This is a genomic window from Rufibacter sp. DG15C (assembly GCF_001577755.1).
Lineage (GTDB): Bacteria > Bacteroidota > Bacteroidia > Cytophagales > Hymenobacteraceae > Nibribacter.
The window spans coordinates 1,398,161-1,414,667 of record NZ_CP010776.1; the positions used below are offsets into that span (position 1 = coordinate 1,398,161).

Here is a 16,507-nt window from a genome sequence, read left to right on the forward strand (position 1 = left end):
GTCTCTAGGGCTATTCAGGTTGCGTGTACTGTTTTGGCGGCAAAGGGTTATATTCTCTCACTCCTAGAACTTCTATCTTATAGTCTTCCAGCAACTTATCGGCAGGCATTTTCTAGCTGCAGTTCTTTTTTCATGCACACGCTGGTGGCTATGTTGGCGTACTGCCCATAGTTGGGAATGACCTCAAAACCGCTCTTGGTATACAGCCTGATGGCCTCTGGCATGGCTTTGCCTGTTTCCAGGACCAGATGCTTAAAATCCAGTTCGGCGGCCCAGCACTCCAGCTCCTGCAAGATTTGGCCGGCAATGCCCAAACCCCTGAATTCTGGTTGCACAAACATGCGCTTGACCTCGGCTACGCCAAAGCTAAACGGCTTAATGGCCCCGCAGCCCACGGGCTGCTCATCTTGATAGGCCACCACTACCTGTTTGATGGCGTCTATCTTGTTGAACTGGGCAAAGAAGGAATGGTCATCCCCGTCCCGTACGTGCAGTTCGGCGTCCAGCAGAAACACCAGTTCTACAAAGTCCTGGTTACCTGAATCTGTTCTAACTAACTCTAGCATAATAGTGTAAGAATTAGGGGGACTTGAAAATAATCTATGGAAGATAGCTTTTCTCTACCTATTGTCAAAACCGAAGACCTGCTACGCGTTTTTAGCCTGTTTTCTGGAAAACAAGCCAAAAACGATTAAACTCCTATTCTAAGAACCGCCTCTGTTAAAGAAGGTTTCTATTTCCAGGCCTTTACAATCAATCCCGTGCCCGTTTCATGCTTGGTGTTGGTGTCCAGCCAGTTTAGCACCAGACAGAACGGGTACACAACCAGGTAATAGAACGGCAACAGCACAAAAAACAGCTTAGAGGCACCCAGCATCAAGATGGGGTACTTCATGCTCAGGCGCCAAGAGATCTTGCCTGGCGTGCCGTAAGAGTAATGCGCCTCGGTGCGGCTGAAACCGGCGCTCTTTAACTTGTCTTGTATCTCCTGGATGTTGTAACCGTCGCGTACGTGCTCTTCTATGAACGAGCTTTCATCATCGCCGTGCACGTCTGAGCCGCCTTGGTCTGAAGGCGTAGAAATCAATACCATTCCGCCGGGCTTCATAGAGGCATAGAAGTTTTTGAACACCTCCACGTCCTCTAAAATATGCTCCATCACGTCTACAGACAGCACCAGGTCAAAGGTCTCCTGCGGCTCGCGGTAAGTCACCAGATCCTCTTTCCGGAAGATGACGTTGCGGCGGTTTATCTTATTGAAGAAGTTGGTGCAGTCGGCTATCTGCTCGTCTTTGACGTCTACGGCCAGCACGCGCCATTTCTCGCTCATGCCGGTTAAGTAGTAAGAATACTGCCCGAAGCCAGAACCCGCATCCAGAATCTGAAGCGGCTGTTGGCGTCTGCCTTTGCCCCAGGCCCGCAGTTCTTTGTGAATGTGCCAGGTTCTAAGTAAAAGCAAGTCCAGCAGGTTATAGAAGACCTTGCGCAGGAATGGGGTTTTGTTGAACGCATCGCCTAAGACGCGCTTGATAGGATCGTACTGCATGTTGGGTTTAGTATCAGGCTTGGGTAGCGACGCAGCTTAGCGGTCGCGGCGGTCTTCATCATCCTCTTCGTCCAGGTTCTCGTCCTGGAAGTCCTCCTCATCCTCGTCTTCCTCAGTATGGAACGGGTTGGTAGGGTCTTCTTTAGATTCGCCGGGAATGTCTAATTGGGAGATGATCTTGTCCATCTTGGCGGCGTACTCGGCGCTTTCGTCAATGTAGAAAATCAGCTCGGGTACCACGCGCACCTGGTTTCTGATGCGCTTGGCCAGCTCATGGCGTATGGTCTTGGTATGAAACTGTATCTCTTTAAGCAAGTCTTTGCCGTTGGGGTTGAGCAGAAAGCTCAAATGCGTCTTGGCCACGCCCAGATCTGGTGACACGCGCACTCCACTAATTGATATGTATGACCCCTGAAACAAGTGAGAAACATCTCGCTGAAAGATTTCAGCCAGCTCCTTTTGTATCAGTCGGGCGAATTTTTGTTGGCGTTTACTATCCATGGTTCGACAAATATCGCATTAATTTCACATTTTTACTTCACAAACCGCCGTCCTCTTTGTGGGGCGGCTCTTCTGCGTTCCCTCTTGATACGTTTCTTCCGTAGTTTGTTTCCCTCCAGATGGGTAGTGCTGGTGTTGCTGTTTCTTTTGATTCGGCTGCCGTTGCTGTTCTTTGGACTGCCTGCCACCCTCACAGAGCTGCACCACATGCTCTTGGGAGAGCGCCTGCAAGACGGTTTTATCATGTACCAAGACGTGTATGACACCACGGCGCCGCTCACGGCCGGTCTGTACAAATGGCTGGACGCGCTCTTTGGCAAGTCTTATCTGGCGCACCGCATACTAGCGCTCTTACTCACGCTGTACCAGGCGTTCTTGCTCAACTTCATCTTTAATAGAAACCAGGTACACCCGCAGAAGTCCTTCTTGCCGGCGCTGTTCTATCTAGTGTTCAGCAGCGTCTTCTTTGAGTTGGATGTCTTGTCCCCGCTGTTGCTGGGCCATACATTTGTGCTGTTGGGCGTCTATAGCTTAACCGCTATCTCTAAGGACGGCGCTAATGCACAGCGTCTCTTTAAAGCGGGGTTTATGCTAGGCTTGGCTGCTTTGTGCTACCTGCCTTTGGTTTGGTTTCTGGTGCTGGGGTTCTTTGCCATCATCTACTTTGCATCTAGCGCGGTAAGAAGCACGCTCTTGCTGATTACGGGTTTTCTGTTTCCGTTTAGCGTGGCCATTACGTTCTTTTTGTACCAGGATTCTTTACTTCCCTTTCTAGAGCTTGGGCTGGCGTGGTCTTGGCAGTTTAAATTTACGTTTGCGTTGCCGTTTGTGCAGGTCTTAAAAGTGGGGGCCATCCCGCTGGGCGTACTGGCGTTGTCTCTGATCACCTTGCCCTTGGTAAACCTTGGGTTGAACTACCAGGCGCGTTTCTTGCAGTTCATGCTCATCTGGCTCATTGTGGCAGGATTGGTGTTGGTGAGCGGACATGACGGCTCTGCCAAAGGCTTGATTCTCTTCATGCCCATCATCGCGTATTTTGGGGTATTCTTGTTCACGCAATGGACAGGCAAGAAAGTGCTCATCAATGAAGTCTTCTTCCTGGTCTTGCTGGCGAGCACGCTCTTTATGCGCTTCAATCCTCTGGGCTTGGTGTATTCTACCTTGGGGATCCAGCCCGAACTGATCCAGGTAAGTGAACTACCCAAATACCACCAGGTTGAGAATGAGCGTTTGTTGGTGTTAGGATCAGATTTGAACTACTATCAGCACAATAGCCTAGGCTCGCCGTTCCTGCGTTGGGATTTGGCCCAGCCCTACTTTGGGCACCTGGCCAAGTATGATGCGCTGTTCACCATCTTCCAGGATTTGCGCAAAGCGCCGCCTGCCTACATCATAGACCAACAGGGCCTCATGCCTGAGTTGCAGTACAAACTGCCAGTGTTATTTAACCGCTATGATCGGGTACAGAATGGGTTGATTTATAAAAGGGTGAAGTAGTTTAAAAAGTCTATAGCTGCTTCAGCAAGATAACTTACCAGCCATTTTCACTAAACTATTCTTAATGCAAGAAGCCGTTTTTGGCCTGATTCCATGGAATCAGGCCAAAAACGGCTTTCTTAATTCTATTTGAGATTTCTACTAAGAGCAGGCAATCTTAGCTACCCGGTTCTGATGCCGCCCGCCTTCAAAAGGAGTATTCAGGAAAGCAGCTACCATGTCCTTGGCCACGTCTTCAGAAACAAACCTGGCTGGAATGCACAGTACGTTGGCGTTGTTGTGGGATTTGGACAGCTCGGCCAGTTCTTTGTTCCAGCACAGGGCGGCCCTGATGCCAGCGTGCTTGTTGGCCGTCATGGCTACGCCGTTTCCGCTTCCGCAGATCAAGATGCCTAAGTCGTACTCTTGCTTCTCCACGGCACTTGACAATGGGTGCACAAAGTCGGGGTAATCTACCGAGTCCTCAGAAAAAGGCCCGAAGTCTTTCATCTCATGCCCCAACTGTTCTAATTGAGTTTTGAGCATCTCTTTGTATTTAAAACCAGCATGATCGCCGCCTAATGCAATTTTCATAATTCTGGGTTAAGAAGTAGCTTGTTTGTTTAGTCTGGCCACATCCCGTCTGCGCACCAGCCATGAGATATGGATACTCACCTCATACAATAACAGCAAGGGAATGCCCATCAAGGTCATGCTCAACACGTCTGGCGGCGAAAGAATGGCGGCCACTATCAATATCACCACAATGGCATGCTTGCGGTACAGCTTCATCAACTCTGGGCTTACCAGACCGGCTCTTGACAAGAAGAACACAATCATGGGCAGCTCAAACATGATGCCGCAGGAGAGCACCAAGGTCATCAACGTAGAAATGTACGCCGATAAGTCAATGTCGTTTCTAATGCTAGGGTCTACCTGGTAGTTGGCCAAAAAGTTGATGGACAGTGGAGCCACAATCAAATACCCAAACACGCAGCCGAGCAGAAATAAGAAGGAAACAAAAAACACCGCTCCTCTTGAGCTTTTCTGCTCATGTGGGTACAGGCCTGGTCTAATGAACCGCCAGATTTCCCAGAACAGATACGGGAACGCCAACAACAAACCAATCACGAAGGAGCTGGTCATGTGCATGGTGAACTGTGAGGACAGCTCCCGGCTCTGCAGCACAAAGGGTAGCTTGTTGATGCAAAGGCCCGAAGAGTTCAGGTGCGCGCCCAGCTCACAGAGTTTCCGGTAGGTGAAAAAATCTGTGCGCGAGGGCCCTAGTATGATCTCATGAAACACAATTTCTGGGTAGCTGAACGCCAGGATGGTGAAGACTACCACCGCGATAGCCGCCCTGATCAAGTGCCACCTTAATGCTTCAAGGTGGTCCAAAAAGGTCATTTCATGTTCTTCAGCATCCTGCACAGCCACCTCTTCGGAACGTAAGCTCATTTGATAAATCTAGTATTAGTAGCTAAACAGCGGAAACTGTTGCATCCAGCTGTTGATTTCTTTTCTGGTGTCAGAAAGAATGGTGTCGTTGTCATGGTTCATGAGCACGCGATCAATGTAGTCCACCACACGGTCCATGTCTTGTTCTTTCAGTCCACGGGTAGTTACGGCAGCGGAGCCAATCCGGATTCCGGAGGTCACAAACGGAGACTTGTCATCAAACGGCACCATGTTCTTGTTGATGGTGATGTCTGCTTTGATCAAGGTGTTCTCAGCCAATTTACCCGTTAATCCTTTAGAACGAAGGTCAATGAGCATTAAGTGATTGTCTGTCCCCCCAGAGATTAATTGGTAACCACGGTTCACAAATCCTTGCGCCAACATCTGGGCATTCTTCTGCACCTGCAGTTGGTACTCTTTAAACGAAGGCGATAAGGCCTCAAAGAACGCCACGGCCTTGGCAGCGATCACGTGCTCCAAAGGTCCGCCCTGCGTACCTGGGAATACCGCGCTGTCCAACAAGGCAGACATCATGCGTACTTCACCCTTGGGTGTTTTCAACCCAAACGGGTTTTCAAAGTCCTTGCGCATCATGATCATACCCCCGCGTGGGCCTCTTAGGGTTTTGTGCGTGGTGGTAGTTACTATATGGCAATGGTCAAACGGATCATTCAACAAGCCCGTGGCAATTAAACCCGCTGGGTGGGAGATATCGGCCAATACCAATGCGCCAACGGCATCGGCGGCTTCTCTTATTTTCTGATAGTTCCAGTCACGGGAATACGCCGAGGCACCGCAGATGATCAACTTTGGTTTCTCACGCTGCGCCACCTCCATGATCTTATCCCAGTTGATTTCACCAGTTTCCTGCTCTACGCCATAGAACACCGGTCTGTACAATTTACCAGAGAAGTTCACAGGGGATCCATGCGTCAAGTGGCCACCGTGTGACAAGTCGAAGCCTAGGATAGTGTCTCCCGGTGACAACACGCCCAGCATCACCGCCGCATTGGCCTGCGCCCCTGAGTGCGGCTGTACGTTCACCCATTCTGCGTTGAACAGTTGCTTGGCACGGTCAATGGCCAATTGCTCTGATTGGTCTACAATCTCACAGCCTCCGTAATACCGCTTGTTCGGCAAACCTTCTGCGTACTTATTCGTCATCACGCTGCCCATGGCCTGCATTACCTGCTCAGAAACGAAGTTCTCTGAAGCAATTAACTCAATGCCGTGTAACTGGCGTTCGTGCTCTTTTTGGATAAGGTCGAAAATCTGTTGGTCGCGTTGCATACGTTGGTGTTTAGGTTCTCAAAAGTACAGGGAATGCGTCAATTAACCAATGCTTTGCATGAGAGGTTTGAGAAGCATCATTTTGATTTACACTGGTGGACATAAAAAAAGCCTGAGCGAAGGCTCAGGCTTTTTTTATTAGTATAAGAGCTTATTCTTTAATCAAGCGAGTGGTCTTGGTAGTACCATCTACTTGCGTAGTCAGGAAGTACAAGCCAGTCTTTAGGTTAGTAGGCAAGTTTACTAAGATATTGCTAACACCTACTTCTACTGAAATAGATTTTGCAAACACTTTATAGCCCCTAGCATCATAAAGCGTGGCCACCATTTCGCCAGCCTGCTCTACTTCTACCTCAAGATTTACTTGCTCCTTAAATGGATTTGGATACACATTTACCAAACCTTTTCCTTTGGCAGCCTGCTTAATGTTTACAGACACTACTTTACTGTATTCAAACGCACCGTCCGTATCTACTTGCTTTAAGCGGTAGTATACTGTAGTACCCCTGGCAGCAGTAGCATCTAAGAACTCATATGAAAGTAAGGTGTTGCTGTTACCGTTTTGGGTGATTACACGTCCCAACGTCTTGAACTCACCTGACTTCAAGTTGTTTGTAGACTGAACTTCAAAATAAGCGTTGTCCTTCTCAGAAGCAGTTTGCCAAGATAGTTTAGCGCCAACCGTAGTTGGAGTAGCAGTGAAGTTTACTAACTCAACTGGCAGGGGAGTAGATTCAACTGTAAACACATCCTGGCTTTCTGCAAGACCGGCATCGTCCACAATAGTAATGATGCCCGTTCCGGAACCCTCTGGCACCACGGCGCGAATCTGGGTTGGGCTGTCAAACCCAATTATGTCTGCGAAGACATAGCCTCCATTGCCGTCACTGAATGCTAGGGCGAAGTTCTCCGTGAAGCCTGAACCAGTAATAATTACTTCATCTCCTACTTTACCAGCACCTGGGCTAAATGAAGAAATACCAAAAACGGTAAAGACATCCGAACTCTCGGCAAGGCCCGCGTCGTCCACCACAGTGATGATGCCAGTACCGGCGCCCTGTGGTACCACGGCCCGAATTTGCGAAGAGTTGTCGAAGTTGATTACATCCGCGAAAACATAGCCACCTTCCCCGTCACTGAAGGCCAAGGCGAAGTTCTCCGTGAAGCCCGAACCTATTACAGTAACCTCTGTACCTACAGGACCTACCGCTGGAGAAAAGGAAGTAATTGTTAATACCTCTACTGCAGTACCTGATAATTTAATCAAATAAGGATTCTCATCAGAGTCATTGTTGGGAATAGACAAAGTTGCATCTATCTTCAGTGCAGGAGTTGCATTGGTAGGCTTGAATGAAACTGTGAATGTGGTGCTTCCACCAGTGACAATGGATGCGGTTGGTTGACTGGTTACTTCAAATTGATTAGCGTCTGTACCAAGTATGGTCACATTACCAGTTATGGAAAGTGTGCTTCCTGTATTTTTAATAGTAAACGTGGCAGGGGTTGTAGTGCCTACGTCTTGACTCCCAAAATCAAAAGGTATAGCTGAACCAGAAGTAAAGGCCACCCCTCCGGCTTCCACAGAGATTTCTGGGGTTCCTGTAATGGCGACATTATCAATACCTACACTAGCAAGCGCCTCTGATCCTTGCTGAGCATATCTTATTCTAATGCTTCTTGCATTTGCATGTGGTGTAAAAGTAATGAGAGTTCCAGCAGCTGTAGTAGCCAGTGACGTAGTTTGCTGTTTTGGTAAGGTGTTATATCCTGAACTGCCATCAGCAAGTGTTGACTGCTCTACAACCAAAATACCTCCAGTGAATCCAGGACTTGTTGTTCCTGAAGTTGCTCTTACACGAGCATTAAATGATATTGCACCTGGCCTTTGATCAAATGCAATAGAAATATAATCGCCATCACTATTAGATATACCTGAACCACCTAATGCTAATTTGGCTGACACAAGTGGCAATGTGCTAGTACCACCAATCTCACCTGAAAAGGTCTGAGCATTGCTTCTAGACCATCCAGAGGGTAAAGGATAAGATGCTTGCCCCCAGTTGCTTCGGTTTGTATAAGGCAGAGATGCTGTTTGTGCAAATACATTAATTGTTGAAAACAGGCTTAGAAAGGCCAAAAGCATTACTGCGCGTACCCCTCTTAATCCCTTTAAATTGACACTGAGTAAAGTTTGTTTCATAAGTCTTTCTTTTTGAGCCTATTATTACTGATTACAAAAATATGGTTTTTTATTCGCGGTTTCAATACTAATTGCTGAGTATTTTATTTTTTTAACTAAATATAGGCAACATTCAATATGTAAATTTCCTATATTAAAGGCTTCTTCATAACTATTCCCGTAAAGAATAGTTCAATCCCAGTGAAGATAATTTATCAGCTTTATTCAATATTTTCAAGTCACAACAGCACTCCTTAAATCAACCTGCTGAATATAAAGTAGTTGCCTTTAAAAATCAGAAAGTAGGATTTCCAACTATTTCAAGACCTAGCTAAGCCAACAATCTATTCTTTTACTTTAATTGCATATTCATCTTCTATATTCCTCTGCCATAACAACTGTCGCTTATCTAAATCATAGCCGCACAACCAGCCCAATTCAGCGTTCTTATAGTAAACACAACCGGCATCCAGGTTCACGCTTATCCTGTTTTGCTGAACAGCCTTCTCTATGCTGGCCATAGACACCGGCAGGTGACCATGAATCAAAATCCTTTTTCCCAGTTTTCTTACAGAGGGCTGAAAGCGCTTGATATTCAAAAGCGTGTAAGAATCAGTGGCTAAGAGATTGGCTTGAGAGAAGTCCAGCCCGGCGTGTATTAAGATATAATCGTCTAGTACAACCAACAGGGACATAGACCTGATAAATTGGATATAACCCACAGGTATATCCTCAAAACGCTCAACTCCAAAATTTTGCAAGGTGGCTTGCTGTTCTTCAGGGGTTAGCCAAACGGTATGGACTCCTTTATCTATGGCATCTAGCAGCAACTGGTCATGGTTGCCGCGCAGGCAGGTGAGTTGAAAGCCGGAGCGTTGTAAGTGCAGAATATAATCTAAAACGCCTTTGCTGTCTGGCCCTTTGTTGATGTAGTCCCCTAAAAGATAGAGATGGTCATTAGGTTCAAGTTTAAGCACTTGCTCCACCATGGCCTTGAAGGTGGCCAAACAACCGTGTATGTCAGAAATAGCGTAACGGGCCATTGGGGGAATAGGCTTAAGAAGCTAAATATAGACATAAAGTCTGATGCTTGGGAATATTAATAACCAGATCACAAGAGCGCACATTGTGTTTTTGGCATATTTCCTAGAAAACAGGTAAAAAACGGACATAAAAAAACGCCTTCCCGTGAGAGAAGGCGTTTTTCTTGAATATAGGATATTTCAGTTATGAGCCGCTGTAGGGCGGTTTGTCAATATCTTCTTTATTGGTGTTACGGTTGGGATGGGTGACAGCGTCTTGCGTTGGACGTTCGCCTTCACGCACGTGCTTGGCCACAATTTCCTCATCCCGTTTTATTTGGTCTGGGTTACCGGGCTGTTTTACATCAGCTTTGCTCTGGCCACGGCCAGACGGGTTTCCTTTGTTTTCACTGCCTCTTTGGTTGGTGTTATTGCTGTTATAGGGCATGATTTCCTCCTTTTCTGGTTAGGTTCAACAATTAATCAAAGGCACTGGTTCTATCAGGTGCCGCGACCTTCGTCGTCGGTGCGCATGTTGTCTTTTGGATGCTCTGTGCTGTCTGCATCCTCGTTCACGCTTACGCTAGACGGGCCGTCAGAGCTGTCAGAGCCGTAGCCCTCTTTGCCGTCACGATTCCCGAAGCCACCGCGTTGGGCCTCATTCTTGGGCGGATCTGCGCCCGGGATGATGTGTCCTGCCATCATGTCTTCCATGTTGGTAGCTGTGTCATCAATAACCCTCACCGGCCGATCATGACCATTGGGGTGTTGCTTATCTTCAGTAGCCATAGGCGTTAGAATTAGGTGAATATTGTCTGGTAGTTTACTCTTTTCCACGTGGAAAGGTTAAGCTTTACCCGTTTATCATCTCACCGCCGTTGATGTGAATGACTTGACCTGTGATATAAGAACCATCCTCAGAGGCCAAAAACACATAGGCGGGCGCCACCTCTGAGGGCTGACCCAGTCGGCCCATAGGCTGGTCCTTGCCAAAATCTCCTACCTCTTCCAGCGTGGCCGGAATGAGCGGCGTCCAAATGGGCCCAGGAGCTACGGCGTTCACCCTGATGCCTTCCTTGGCCAGGTTCTGGGAGAGGGACCGCGTAAACGTGGTAATGGCGCCTTTGGTAGCCGAGTAGTCAATGAGATGGTCAGAGCCGCGGTACGACGTGATAGAAGTGGTATTGATGACAGAATCGCCCTTCTGCAGATGGTCTAAAGCGGCCTGGGTCACATAGAAAAAAGAGAAGATGTTGGTCTTGAAGGTATTCTCCAGCTGCTGCGCGGTGATTTCGCGAAGGTCTTCTTTCTCATGCTGCTCGGCGGCGTTGTTGACCAGGATGTTCAGCCCGCCCAGTTCTTTCACGGTACGTTTCACGGCGTCTTTGCAGAATTTCTCATCTCGCAGGTCGCCTTTGATGAGCACGCATTTGCGGCCTTCCTTCTCCACCATCTGCTGGGTGTCCTTAGCGTCTTGGTTCTCATCTAGGTACACAATGGCTACATCGGCGCCTTCGCGGGCAAAATGAACGGCCACCGCGCGGCCTATGCCGCTGTCACCGCCAGTGATGAGAGCCTTTTTACCTTTGAGCTTGTCACTGCCTTTGTAGTTGTCTCTGATCACAATAGGCTCAGGTGTCATTTTATGCTCCAAGCCTGGCTGTTTGCTTTGGTGCTGGTCGGGCACTTTCTTAGGATTCTTATCTGCCATGGTTTTATTGTTGATTAATAGTTTCTGATAGGAGTTCTATTCATCTAAAAAATCCACTTAAGGATAACCTGGTCTACAGACGAACGGAATAAGGAAATACGAAAAGCAAAAAAGAAGGGAGCCGTTTTTGGCCTGATTTCCGTAAAAGAGCACAAAAACGCATGGCAGAGGCACAATCAAGGCATGCTCTTTGTACATTGCTTTAGCTCCAACCTAAACCAGAGCAGTTATGTGGAAAGAAGAAGACAATAGCTTGAAAAAGAGCTTCACGTTCAAGGATTTCAAAGAGGCCTTCGTGTTTATGAGTGAAGTAGCAGAGGCCGCCGAACACCTCAACCACCACCCCTGGTGGAGCAACGTCTACAATAAAGTGAACATTGAACTGACCACCCATGACGCCGGCAACACTGTCACCGAAAAAGACTGGGAACTGGCCAAGCAGATTGACGAGATAGCCAAGACCTTAGGGCAATAACAACTTCTGTTTTTGGCCTGGTTTGGGTAAAACAAGCCAAAAACGCTTTTCTCCTCCCCCCAATAAGTGAGAATTCTGACTCTAAGGTTAGGACTCAAGACTCAGAACTCAAAAAGCACTATCTTTGGGCTATGGCTCAGCCCCAAGAAGAAACCGTTTTATATTTAGTGCCCACACCTATTGGCAATCTGGAGGACATCACCCTGCGCGCCATCAGAGTGCTCAAGGAAGTGGATGTGATCCTAGCTGAAGACACCCGCACCAGTGGTAAGCTGCTCAACCACTTAGGAATTGAGAAGCGCATGCACAGCCACCACCTGCACAATGAGCACAAAGCCGTGGCGCACTTGGTAGAACGTCTCAAGAAAGGCGAAAAAATGGCTCTGATCTCAGATGCGGGCACACCCGGTATCTCAGACCCTGGTTTTTTATTGGTACGCGCCTGCGTGCAGGAAGGCATTAAGCTGGAATGTCTGCCTGGGGCCACTGCCTTTGTGCCGGCCTTGGTAAAATCGGGTTTCAGTACGGATAGGTTTACGTTTGAAGGTTTTTTGCCGGTAAAGAAAGGCCGCCAGACCCGCCTGCAAAGCTTGGCCCTAGAAGAGCGTACCATGATTTTCTACGAATCGCCGCACCGGGTGCTTAAAACTTTGGAGCAGTTCAAAGAAGTGTTCGGGCCCGACAGACAGGCCTCCGTCTCCAGAGAAATCTCTAAGATGTTTGAAGAGACCTTGAACGGCACGCTGGCTGAGCTGGCGGAAATCTTCACGACCAAGGCCATCAAAGGTGAGTTTGTGGTGGTAGTAGACGGTTTTAGTAAAAAATAACCCTTCGCTTCTAATGATGTCCTCTTTCATTAAGAAAATTGCCGCTTTGTGTTTGTTGCTGGCATTTGGCGGTTCTGCCAAGGCCTTACCCTTGTCTCCCCAGGCTCAAATCAGCTTGATCACTGTTTCGCCGGGCGCCGAGCTGTACTCCATGTATGGCCACAGTGCCATTAGGATAGTGGACCCAGCCAACGGCATGGACTATGCCTTCAACTACGGCACCTTCAATTTCAACACGCCCAATTTCTACGTGAAGTTTGTGCGCGGCAAGCTGATGTACCAGCTGGCACCCGGCTATTTCTCAGAACTGAAAGACCGCAACATAGAAGACAACCGCTCTGTCTACGAGCAAGTCTTGAACCTTACCCCGGCGCAGAAACAGCGCGTCATGGACTTCCTAGAAACCAACTATGAGCCTCAGAACCGTGAGTACCTCTATGATTTCCTGAAGGACAACTGCGCCACCCGCATCCGGGACGTTTTCAAAAAGACATTGGGTGATTCTCTGCAATACCCTTCAGACATACCTGGCACGCCCAGCACCTTTAGACGCATGGTAGGCATTTACCAGACGCCGCACCCGTGGGTGGACCTGGGCGTGGACCTGGCCATGGGTTTGCCCTCAGATGAGAAAACCGGTGTTTGGGAAGCCATGTTCCTGCCAGACTACTTGCTGGCCAGCTTCGCGAAAGCCAAGTTGCAAACGCCTACAGGTGCTGTAGCCTTTGCGGGACCGGTCATCAAGCATTATGAAGCCACTGCGGTACCTGCTAATGATTCTCTGGTGACACCAATGGTGGTCTTCTGGACCTTGTTTGTACTAGTGACCATCATCACGTTCCTGCAATTCAGAAACAAAAAGGCGGGCCGAGGTTTGGATGTAGTACTGTTCTCCCTAACCGGCTTTTTTGGATTTGTAGTGCTGTTCCTGTGGTTTGGCACCGACCATCAGTCCTTTGCCGGCAACCTGAATCTGCTGTGGGCTTTCCCGGTGCACCTGATTACGGGCCTGCTGTTGTTGCAAAAGAATCCTCCATCTTGGCTCAAACCTTATTTCTTGGTGACGGGCATAGTTATGGTAGTACTGGTTCTGGCTTGGAAGTTTTTGCCACAGGAATATCATCCATCCTTGTTGCCGCTCGTATTGACCTTAGCACTTAGAGCCATCTATATCTGGCGAACGCTACGGTAATTTCAAACTTCAACCTATCCATTCCATGGCAGATTTAGCATCCCTCAAAGAACAAGTCATCGCGCTAACGGCCCAAGTAAGAACCTTTATACAGGCAGAGGCTGCGCAGTTTGATGTGTCTAAGATGGAGCGCAAAGGCCACAACGACCTGGTGTCTTACGTGGACAAACAAGCCGAACAACAACTGGTAGAAGGCCTGCAAAAACTGTTGCCAGAGGCTGGGTTCATCACCGAAGAAGGAACCAACTCGGTTCAGAAAGACGAATACAACTGGATTATTGACCCACTGGACGGTACCACCAACTTCATCCATGGCCTGCCGGTCTACTCCATCAGCGTGGCCCTGCTACAGCACGAGGAACTGGTTTTGGGCGTGGTGCATGAGCTCAACCTGGACGAGTGTTTCCATGCCGTGAAGGGCGGCGGCGCCTTCTGCAATCAAAACCGCATCTCCGTTTCCAAAGCGGGCTCTCTGGCAGACTCACTCATTGCCACGGGCTTTCCCTACCATGACTTCGGGAGAATGAATGAGTACCTACAGGTCTTGGGCAAGTTCATGCAACAGTCGCATGGCGTACGCCGACTTGGTTCTGCCGCCGTGGATTTGGCCTATGTGGCCGCTGGGCGCTTTGAAGGCTTCTTTGAATTCAACCTCAACCCCTGGGATGTAGCGGGCGGCGCCTTAATCGTGCAGGAGGCCGGCGGCGTAGTCACAGACTTCAAAGGCGAAAACGGTTATCTATTCGGGCGGCAGATTTGCGCCAGCAACGGCCAAGCCATCCAGCAGGAAATGCTAGCCTTGACGGAGCCTATCTGGAGATAGTAGGTCCAATTAACAGGAAGCAGTGAACAGCTACTCAACCGTTTTTGGCCTGTTTTCTAGGAAAGAGGCCAAAAACGACTTCAAGGCAACAGCATCAGTATCCTTTAGCACACCTCACAATTCCGTCATCCCTTAAACTATTTGTACCTTTGCGGGCGTTACTTCTGGTAGAGAGGCCGCTAGGCTGGTTTAATCTGTAGGGCTATGGTTCAGGAAATCATCATTTTCATCTTCTTCGCGCTGGCAAGCGTGTATGTGTTGCGTATTGGCTACAAGAGTTTCTTCTCTAAGGACACGGGCTGTGCCAAAGGCTGCGGCGGCGCTTGCTCCACCATTGACTTGAACAAGATTCAGAAGGAGATAGAAGCCAGGCAGGGTAAAATGGCCCGGTAATTTTATTTCAGAATATAGATGAAAAGCTACTCCAAAAGAGTGGCTTTTTTTATGAGCTTCTCTTTCCGTTTTTAGCCCGTTTCCCAGAAAAGAGCCCAAAAACGAGCATCACGCCAAACCCTCAAACAACTGATTGTCAATTACTATATTCATGGCTTTGAATATAGCCGAAAACCATTTGCGGGTTTTACGTATAGCCGAGAACCAACTTCGGATATTGAACACCTAAAAAATACTTGGTTATGCAAGACAAGGAAGAAGAAAGAAGCCTCGTGAACGTGGAGGCTAGATTAAACAAAGACGGCTTCACGCAAGACTTTAAAGTGGGCGAGGACAACCGCCTCTGGACGCTGGACGGCAAAAAAAGCTACACCATTGAGGACGTGAAGATTGTGGACTTCTACCGCTTTGAGGGCGAAACTGACCCAGACGACATGTCTATTCTGTATGCTATTGAGTGCACAGACGGCACCAAGGGCACCATCTCCAACTCATACGGTACCTATGCAGACCAAGGAATTGATGCGTTCTTAAAACAGGTAGAAGACTTGGGCAAGAACTTAGACAAAAACTCAAAATAGCCAGCATTACAGGCTGCTTAGCATAGGAAAGGGGAGAACGGTTAACCGTTCTCCCCTTTCTCTTTTGGCGTCTCTTCTGAGGCGTTCACCTTCAATTCTGTTTCGGGGGAATGGGATTGGCCGTTTTTCACTTGTATGGACAGGTCTTTGCCGCCCTTCACACCAAAGTTGAGCGTGGTGATAGGGAACGGAATCTCAATCTTTTGCTCGTCAAAAGCCTTTTTAATCTTGATGATGGCATCGCTCTTGGCGTAGACGAAGTCGGTTTGGCGTTTGTAGTGGATCCAGTAGCGCACCAAAAAGTCAATGCTGCTAGGTGAGAAATCTGTGTAGACCACCTCCACCTCTTTGCCTTCAATCATGCCTTTGATGCCGGTCATAGCCTCTTTTACCACTTCCTGCACGCGCTCCAGATCCTCGGCGTAGGACACGCCCACCTTCAAGTCAATGCGCCTAATGCCGTAATGCGAGAAGTTGATCACCGATGTCTCAAACACCTTCCTATTGGGAATTTTCACCAGCTCGCCGGTCTGGCGACGCACGTCTACGGTGCGCAGGTTAATGCGCTCAATGGTGCCAAAGTGCTCATTGGTTTCAATCACGTCCCCTACCACAAAAGGCTTTCTGATGGCAATGATTACCCCTGATATGAAGTTGGCGGCAATGTCCTGGAACGCGAAACCCAAGGCCAAACCGATGATACCGGCACCCGCCAATAAGGTAGTCACCGTCTTGTCCAACTTGAGGATACTGAGCGTGAAGAAGATGCCCAGCGTCATGATGGCCACATAGACGGTAGTGCCCACCAGGTTGTTCAAAGAACTGCTGTGCGTGAACCTGATGAGAAGCTTGTCTGATGTTTTGCGCAGTACCTTGGCCGCGAAGAAGGTCAGGATCAAGACCAGCGTGGCAATGATGAGGTTGGGCAGCATGAGCACCAGAGCGCGCAGCCACAGCTCTAGTTTGGCCAGAAGTAATTGAAACGCTTGATTTATTTCGGTCACAGGTGATAGGAGCAGTGGGTGAACAACAG

Annotated in this window: 19 protein-coding genes; 7 read left to right on the plus strand and 12 right to left on the minus strand. The window is 48.5% G+C overall.

Features of this window, described 5'->3' with window-relative positions; genetic code table 11:
• Positions 1–95 precede the first annotated feature (95 nt).
• From TH61_RS05860 to rbfA, 3 genes are all read right to left on the minus strand, one after another.
• Positions 96–566, minus strand: a complete 471-nt coding sequence (locus TH61_RS05860; protein ID WP_066507155.1) for a GNAT family N-acetyltransferase — start codon at positions 564–566, stop codon at positions 96–98.
• A gap of 167 nt (positions 567–733) precedes the next feature.
• The gene (locus TH61_RS05865; RefSeq protein WP_066507156.1) at positions 734–1,546 is read right to left on the minus strand and encodes a bifunctional 2-polyprenyl-6-hydroxyphenol methylase/3-demethylubiquinol 3-O-methyltransferase UbiG; all 813 of its coding nucleotides are present in this window, start codon (positions 1,544–1,546) and stop codon (positions 734–736) included.
• 36 nt (positions 1,547–1,582) lie between these two features.
• Positions 1,583–2,047: a 30S ribosome-binding factor RbfA gene (rbfA, locus tag TH61_RS05870; RefSeq protein WP_066507159.1), complete on the minus strand. Its 465-nt coding sequence runs from the start codon at positions 2,045–2,047 to the stop codon at positions 1,583–1,585.
• Between the two features lie 84 nt (positions 2,048–2,131).
• On the opposite strand from rbfA, the gene TH61_RS05875 reads away from it, so the two are divergent.
• Positions 2,132–3,544 (plus strand): hypothetical protein, encoded by a 1,413-nt coding sequence (locus tag TH61_RS05875; protein WP_157600589.1) that lies wholly within the window; start codon positions 2,132–2,134, stop codon positions 3,542–3,544.
• 141 nt (positions 3,545–3,685) lie between these two features.
• Here the strand turns inward: TH61_RS05875 and rpiB are convergent, their stop codons facing one another.
• From rpiB to TH61_RS05915, 8 genes are all read right to left on the minus strand, one after another.
• Entirely contained in the window at positions 3,686–4,117 is a 432-nt protein-coding gene (gene rpiB / locus TH61_RS05880) for a ribose 5-phosphate isomerase B (protein WP_066507164.1), read from the minus strand.
• 9 nt (positions 4,118–4,126) lie between these two features.
• Positions 4,127–4,981 (minus strand): twin-arginine translocase subunit TatC, encoded by an 855-nt coding sequence (tatC, locus tag TH61_RS05885; RefSeq protein WP_066507166.1) that lies wholly within the window; start codon positions 4,979–4,981, stop codon positions 4,127–4,129.
• Positions 4,982–4,996: 15 nt separating this feature from the next.
• Positions 4,997–6,271, minus strand: coding sequence for a serine hydroxymethyltransferase (gene glyA / locus TH61_RS05890; protein ID WP_066507168.1), 1,275 nt, complete (start codon positions 6,269–6,271; stop codon positions 4,997–4,999).
• A gap of 151 nt (positions 6,272–6,422) precedes the next feature.
• Positions 6,423–8,471 carry a choice-of-anchor D domain-containing protein gene (locus TH61_RS18020; protein ID WP_082780308.1) on the minus strand — a complete coding sequence of 683 codons (2,049 nt, stop codon included), beginning with the start codon at positions 8,469–8,471 and terminating at the stop codon, positions 6,423–6,425.
• A 323-nt stretch (positions 8,472–8,794) separates the two neighbouring features.
• Complete coding sequence (locus TH61_RS05900; protein WP_066507172.1) at positions 8,795–9,493, minus strand: metallophosphoesterase; 699 nt, start codon at positions 9,491–9,493, stop codon at positions 8,795–8,797.
• A 184-nt stretch (positions 9,494–9,677) separates the two neighbouring features.
• A complete protein-coding gene (locus tag TH61_RS05905) occupies positions 9,678–9,920 on the minus strand; it encodes a hypothetical protein (RefSeq protein WP_066507174.1) in 243 nt (80 codons plus the stop codon).
• Positions 9,921–9,973: 53 nt separating this feature from the next.
• A complete protein-coding gene (locus TH61_RS05910; RefSeq protein ID WP_066507175.1) occupies positions 9,974–10,261 on the minus strand; it encodes a hypothetical protein in 288 nt (95 codons plus the stop codon).
• Positions 10,262–10,325: 64 nt separating this feature from the next.
• Positions 10,326–11,183, minus strand: coding sequence for an SDR family oxidoreductase (locus TH61_RS05915; protein ID WP_066507177.1), 858 nt, complete (start codon positions 11,181–11,183; stop codon positions 10,326–10,328).
• A gap of 229 nt (positions 11,184–11,412) precedes the next feature.
• Between TH61_RS05915 and TH61_RS05920 the strand changes: the two genes are divergently transcribed.
• The 6 genes from TH61_RS05920 to TH61_RS05945 all read left to right on the plus strand — a co-directional run bounded on the left by TH61_RS05920 (position 11,413) and on the right by TH61_RS05945 (position 15,474).
• On the plus strand, positions 11,413–11,658 hold the full coding sequence (locus TH61_RS05920; protein ID WP_066507180.1) for a 4a-hydroxytetrahydrobiopterin dehydratase: 246 nt from the start codon (positions 11,413–11,415) through the stop codon (positions 11,656–11,658).
• Between the two features lie 131 nt (positions 11,659–11,789).
• Entirely contained in the window at positions 11,790–12,485 is a 696-nt protein-coding gene (rsmI, locus tag TH61_RS05925) for a 16S rRNA (cytidine(1402)-2'-O)-methyltransferase (RefSeq protein WP_066507182.1), read from the plus strand.
• A gap of 13 nt (positions 12,486–12,498) precedes the next feature.
• Entirely contained in the window at positions 12,499–13,677 is a 1,179-nt protein-coding gene (locus tag TH61_RS05930) for a DUF4105 domain-containing protein (protein ID WP_082780309.1), read from the plus strand.
• A gap of 25 nt (positions 13,678–13,702) precedes the next feature.
• Positions 13,703–14,500, plus strand: coding sequence for an inositol monophosphatase family protein (locus TH61_RS05935; protein ID WP_066507185.1), 798 nt, complete (start codon positions 13,703–13,705; stop codon positions 14,498–14,500).
• Between the two features lie 204 nt (positions 14,501–14,704).
• A complete protein-coding gene (locus tag TH61_RS05940; protein ID WP_066507187.1) occupies positions 14,705–14,893 on the plus strand; it encodes a hypothetical protein in 189 nt (62 codons plus the stop codon).
• A 242-nt stretch (positions 14,894–15,135) separates the two neighbouring features.
• Complete coding sequence (locus tag TH61_RS05945; RefSeq protein WP_066507189.1) at positions 15,136–15,474, plus strand: hypothetical protein; 339 nt, start codon at positions 15,136–15,138, stop codon at positions 15,472–15,474.
• A 41-nt stretch (positions 15,475–15,515) separates the two neighbouring features.
• On the opposite strand, the gene TH61_RS05950 is transcribed toward TH61_RS05945, so the two are convergent.
• Entirely contained in the window at positions 15,516–16,478 is a 963-nt protein-coding gene (locus tag TH61_RS05950) for a mechanosensitive ion channel family protein (RefSeq protein ID WP_071887795.1), read from the minus strand.
• Between the last annotated feature and the right edge of the window lie 29 nt (positions 16,479–16,507).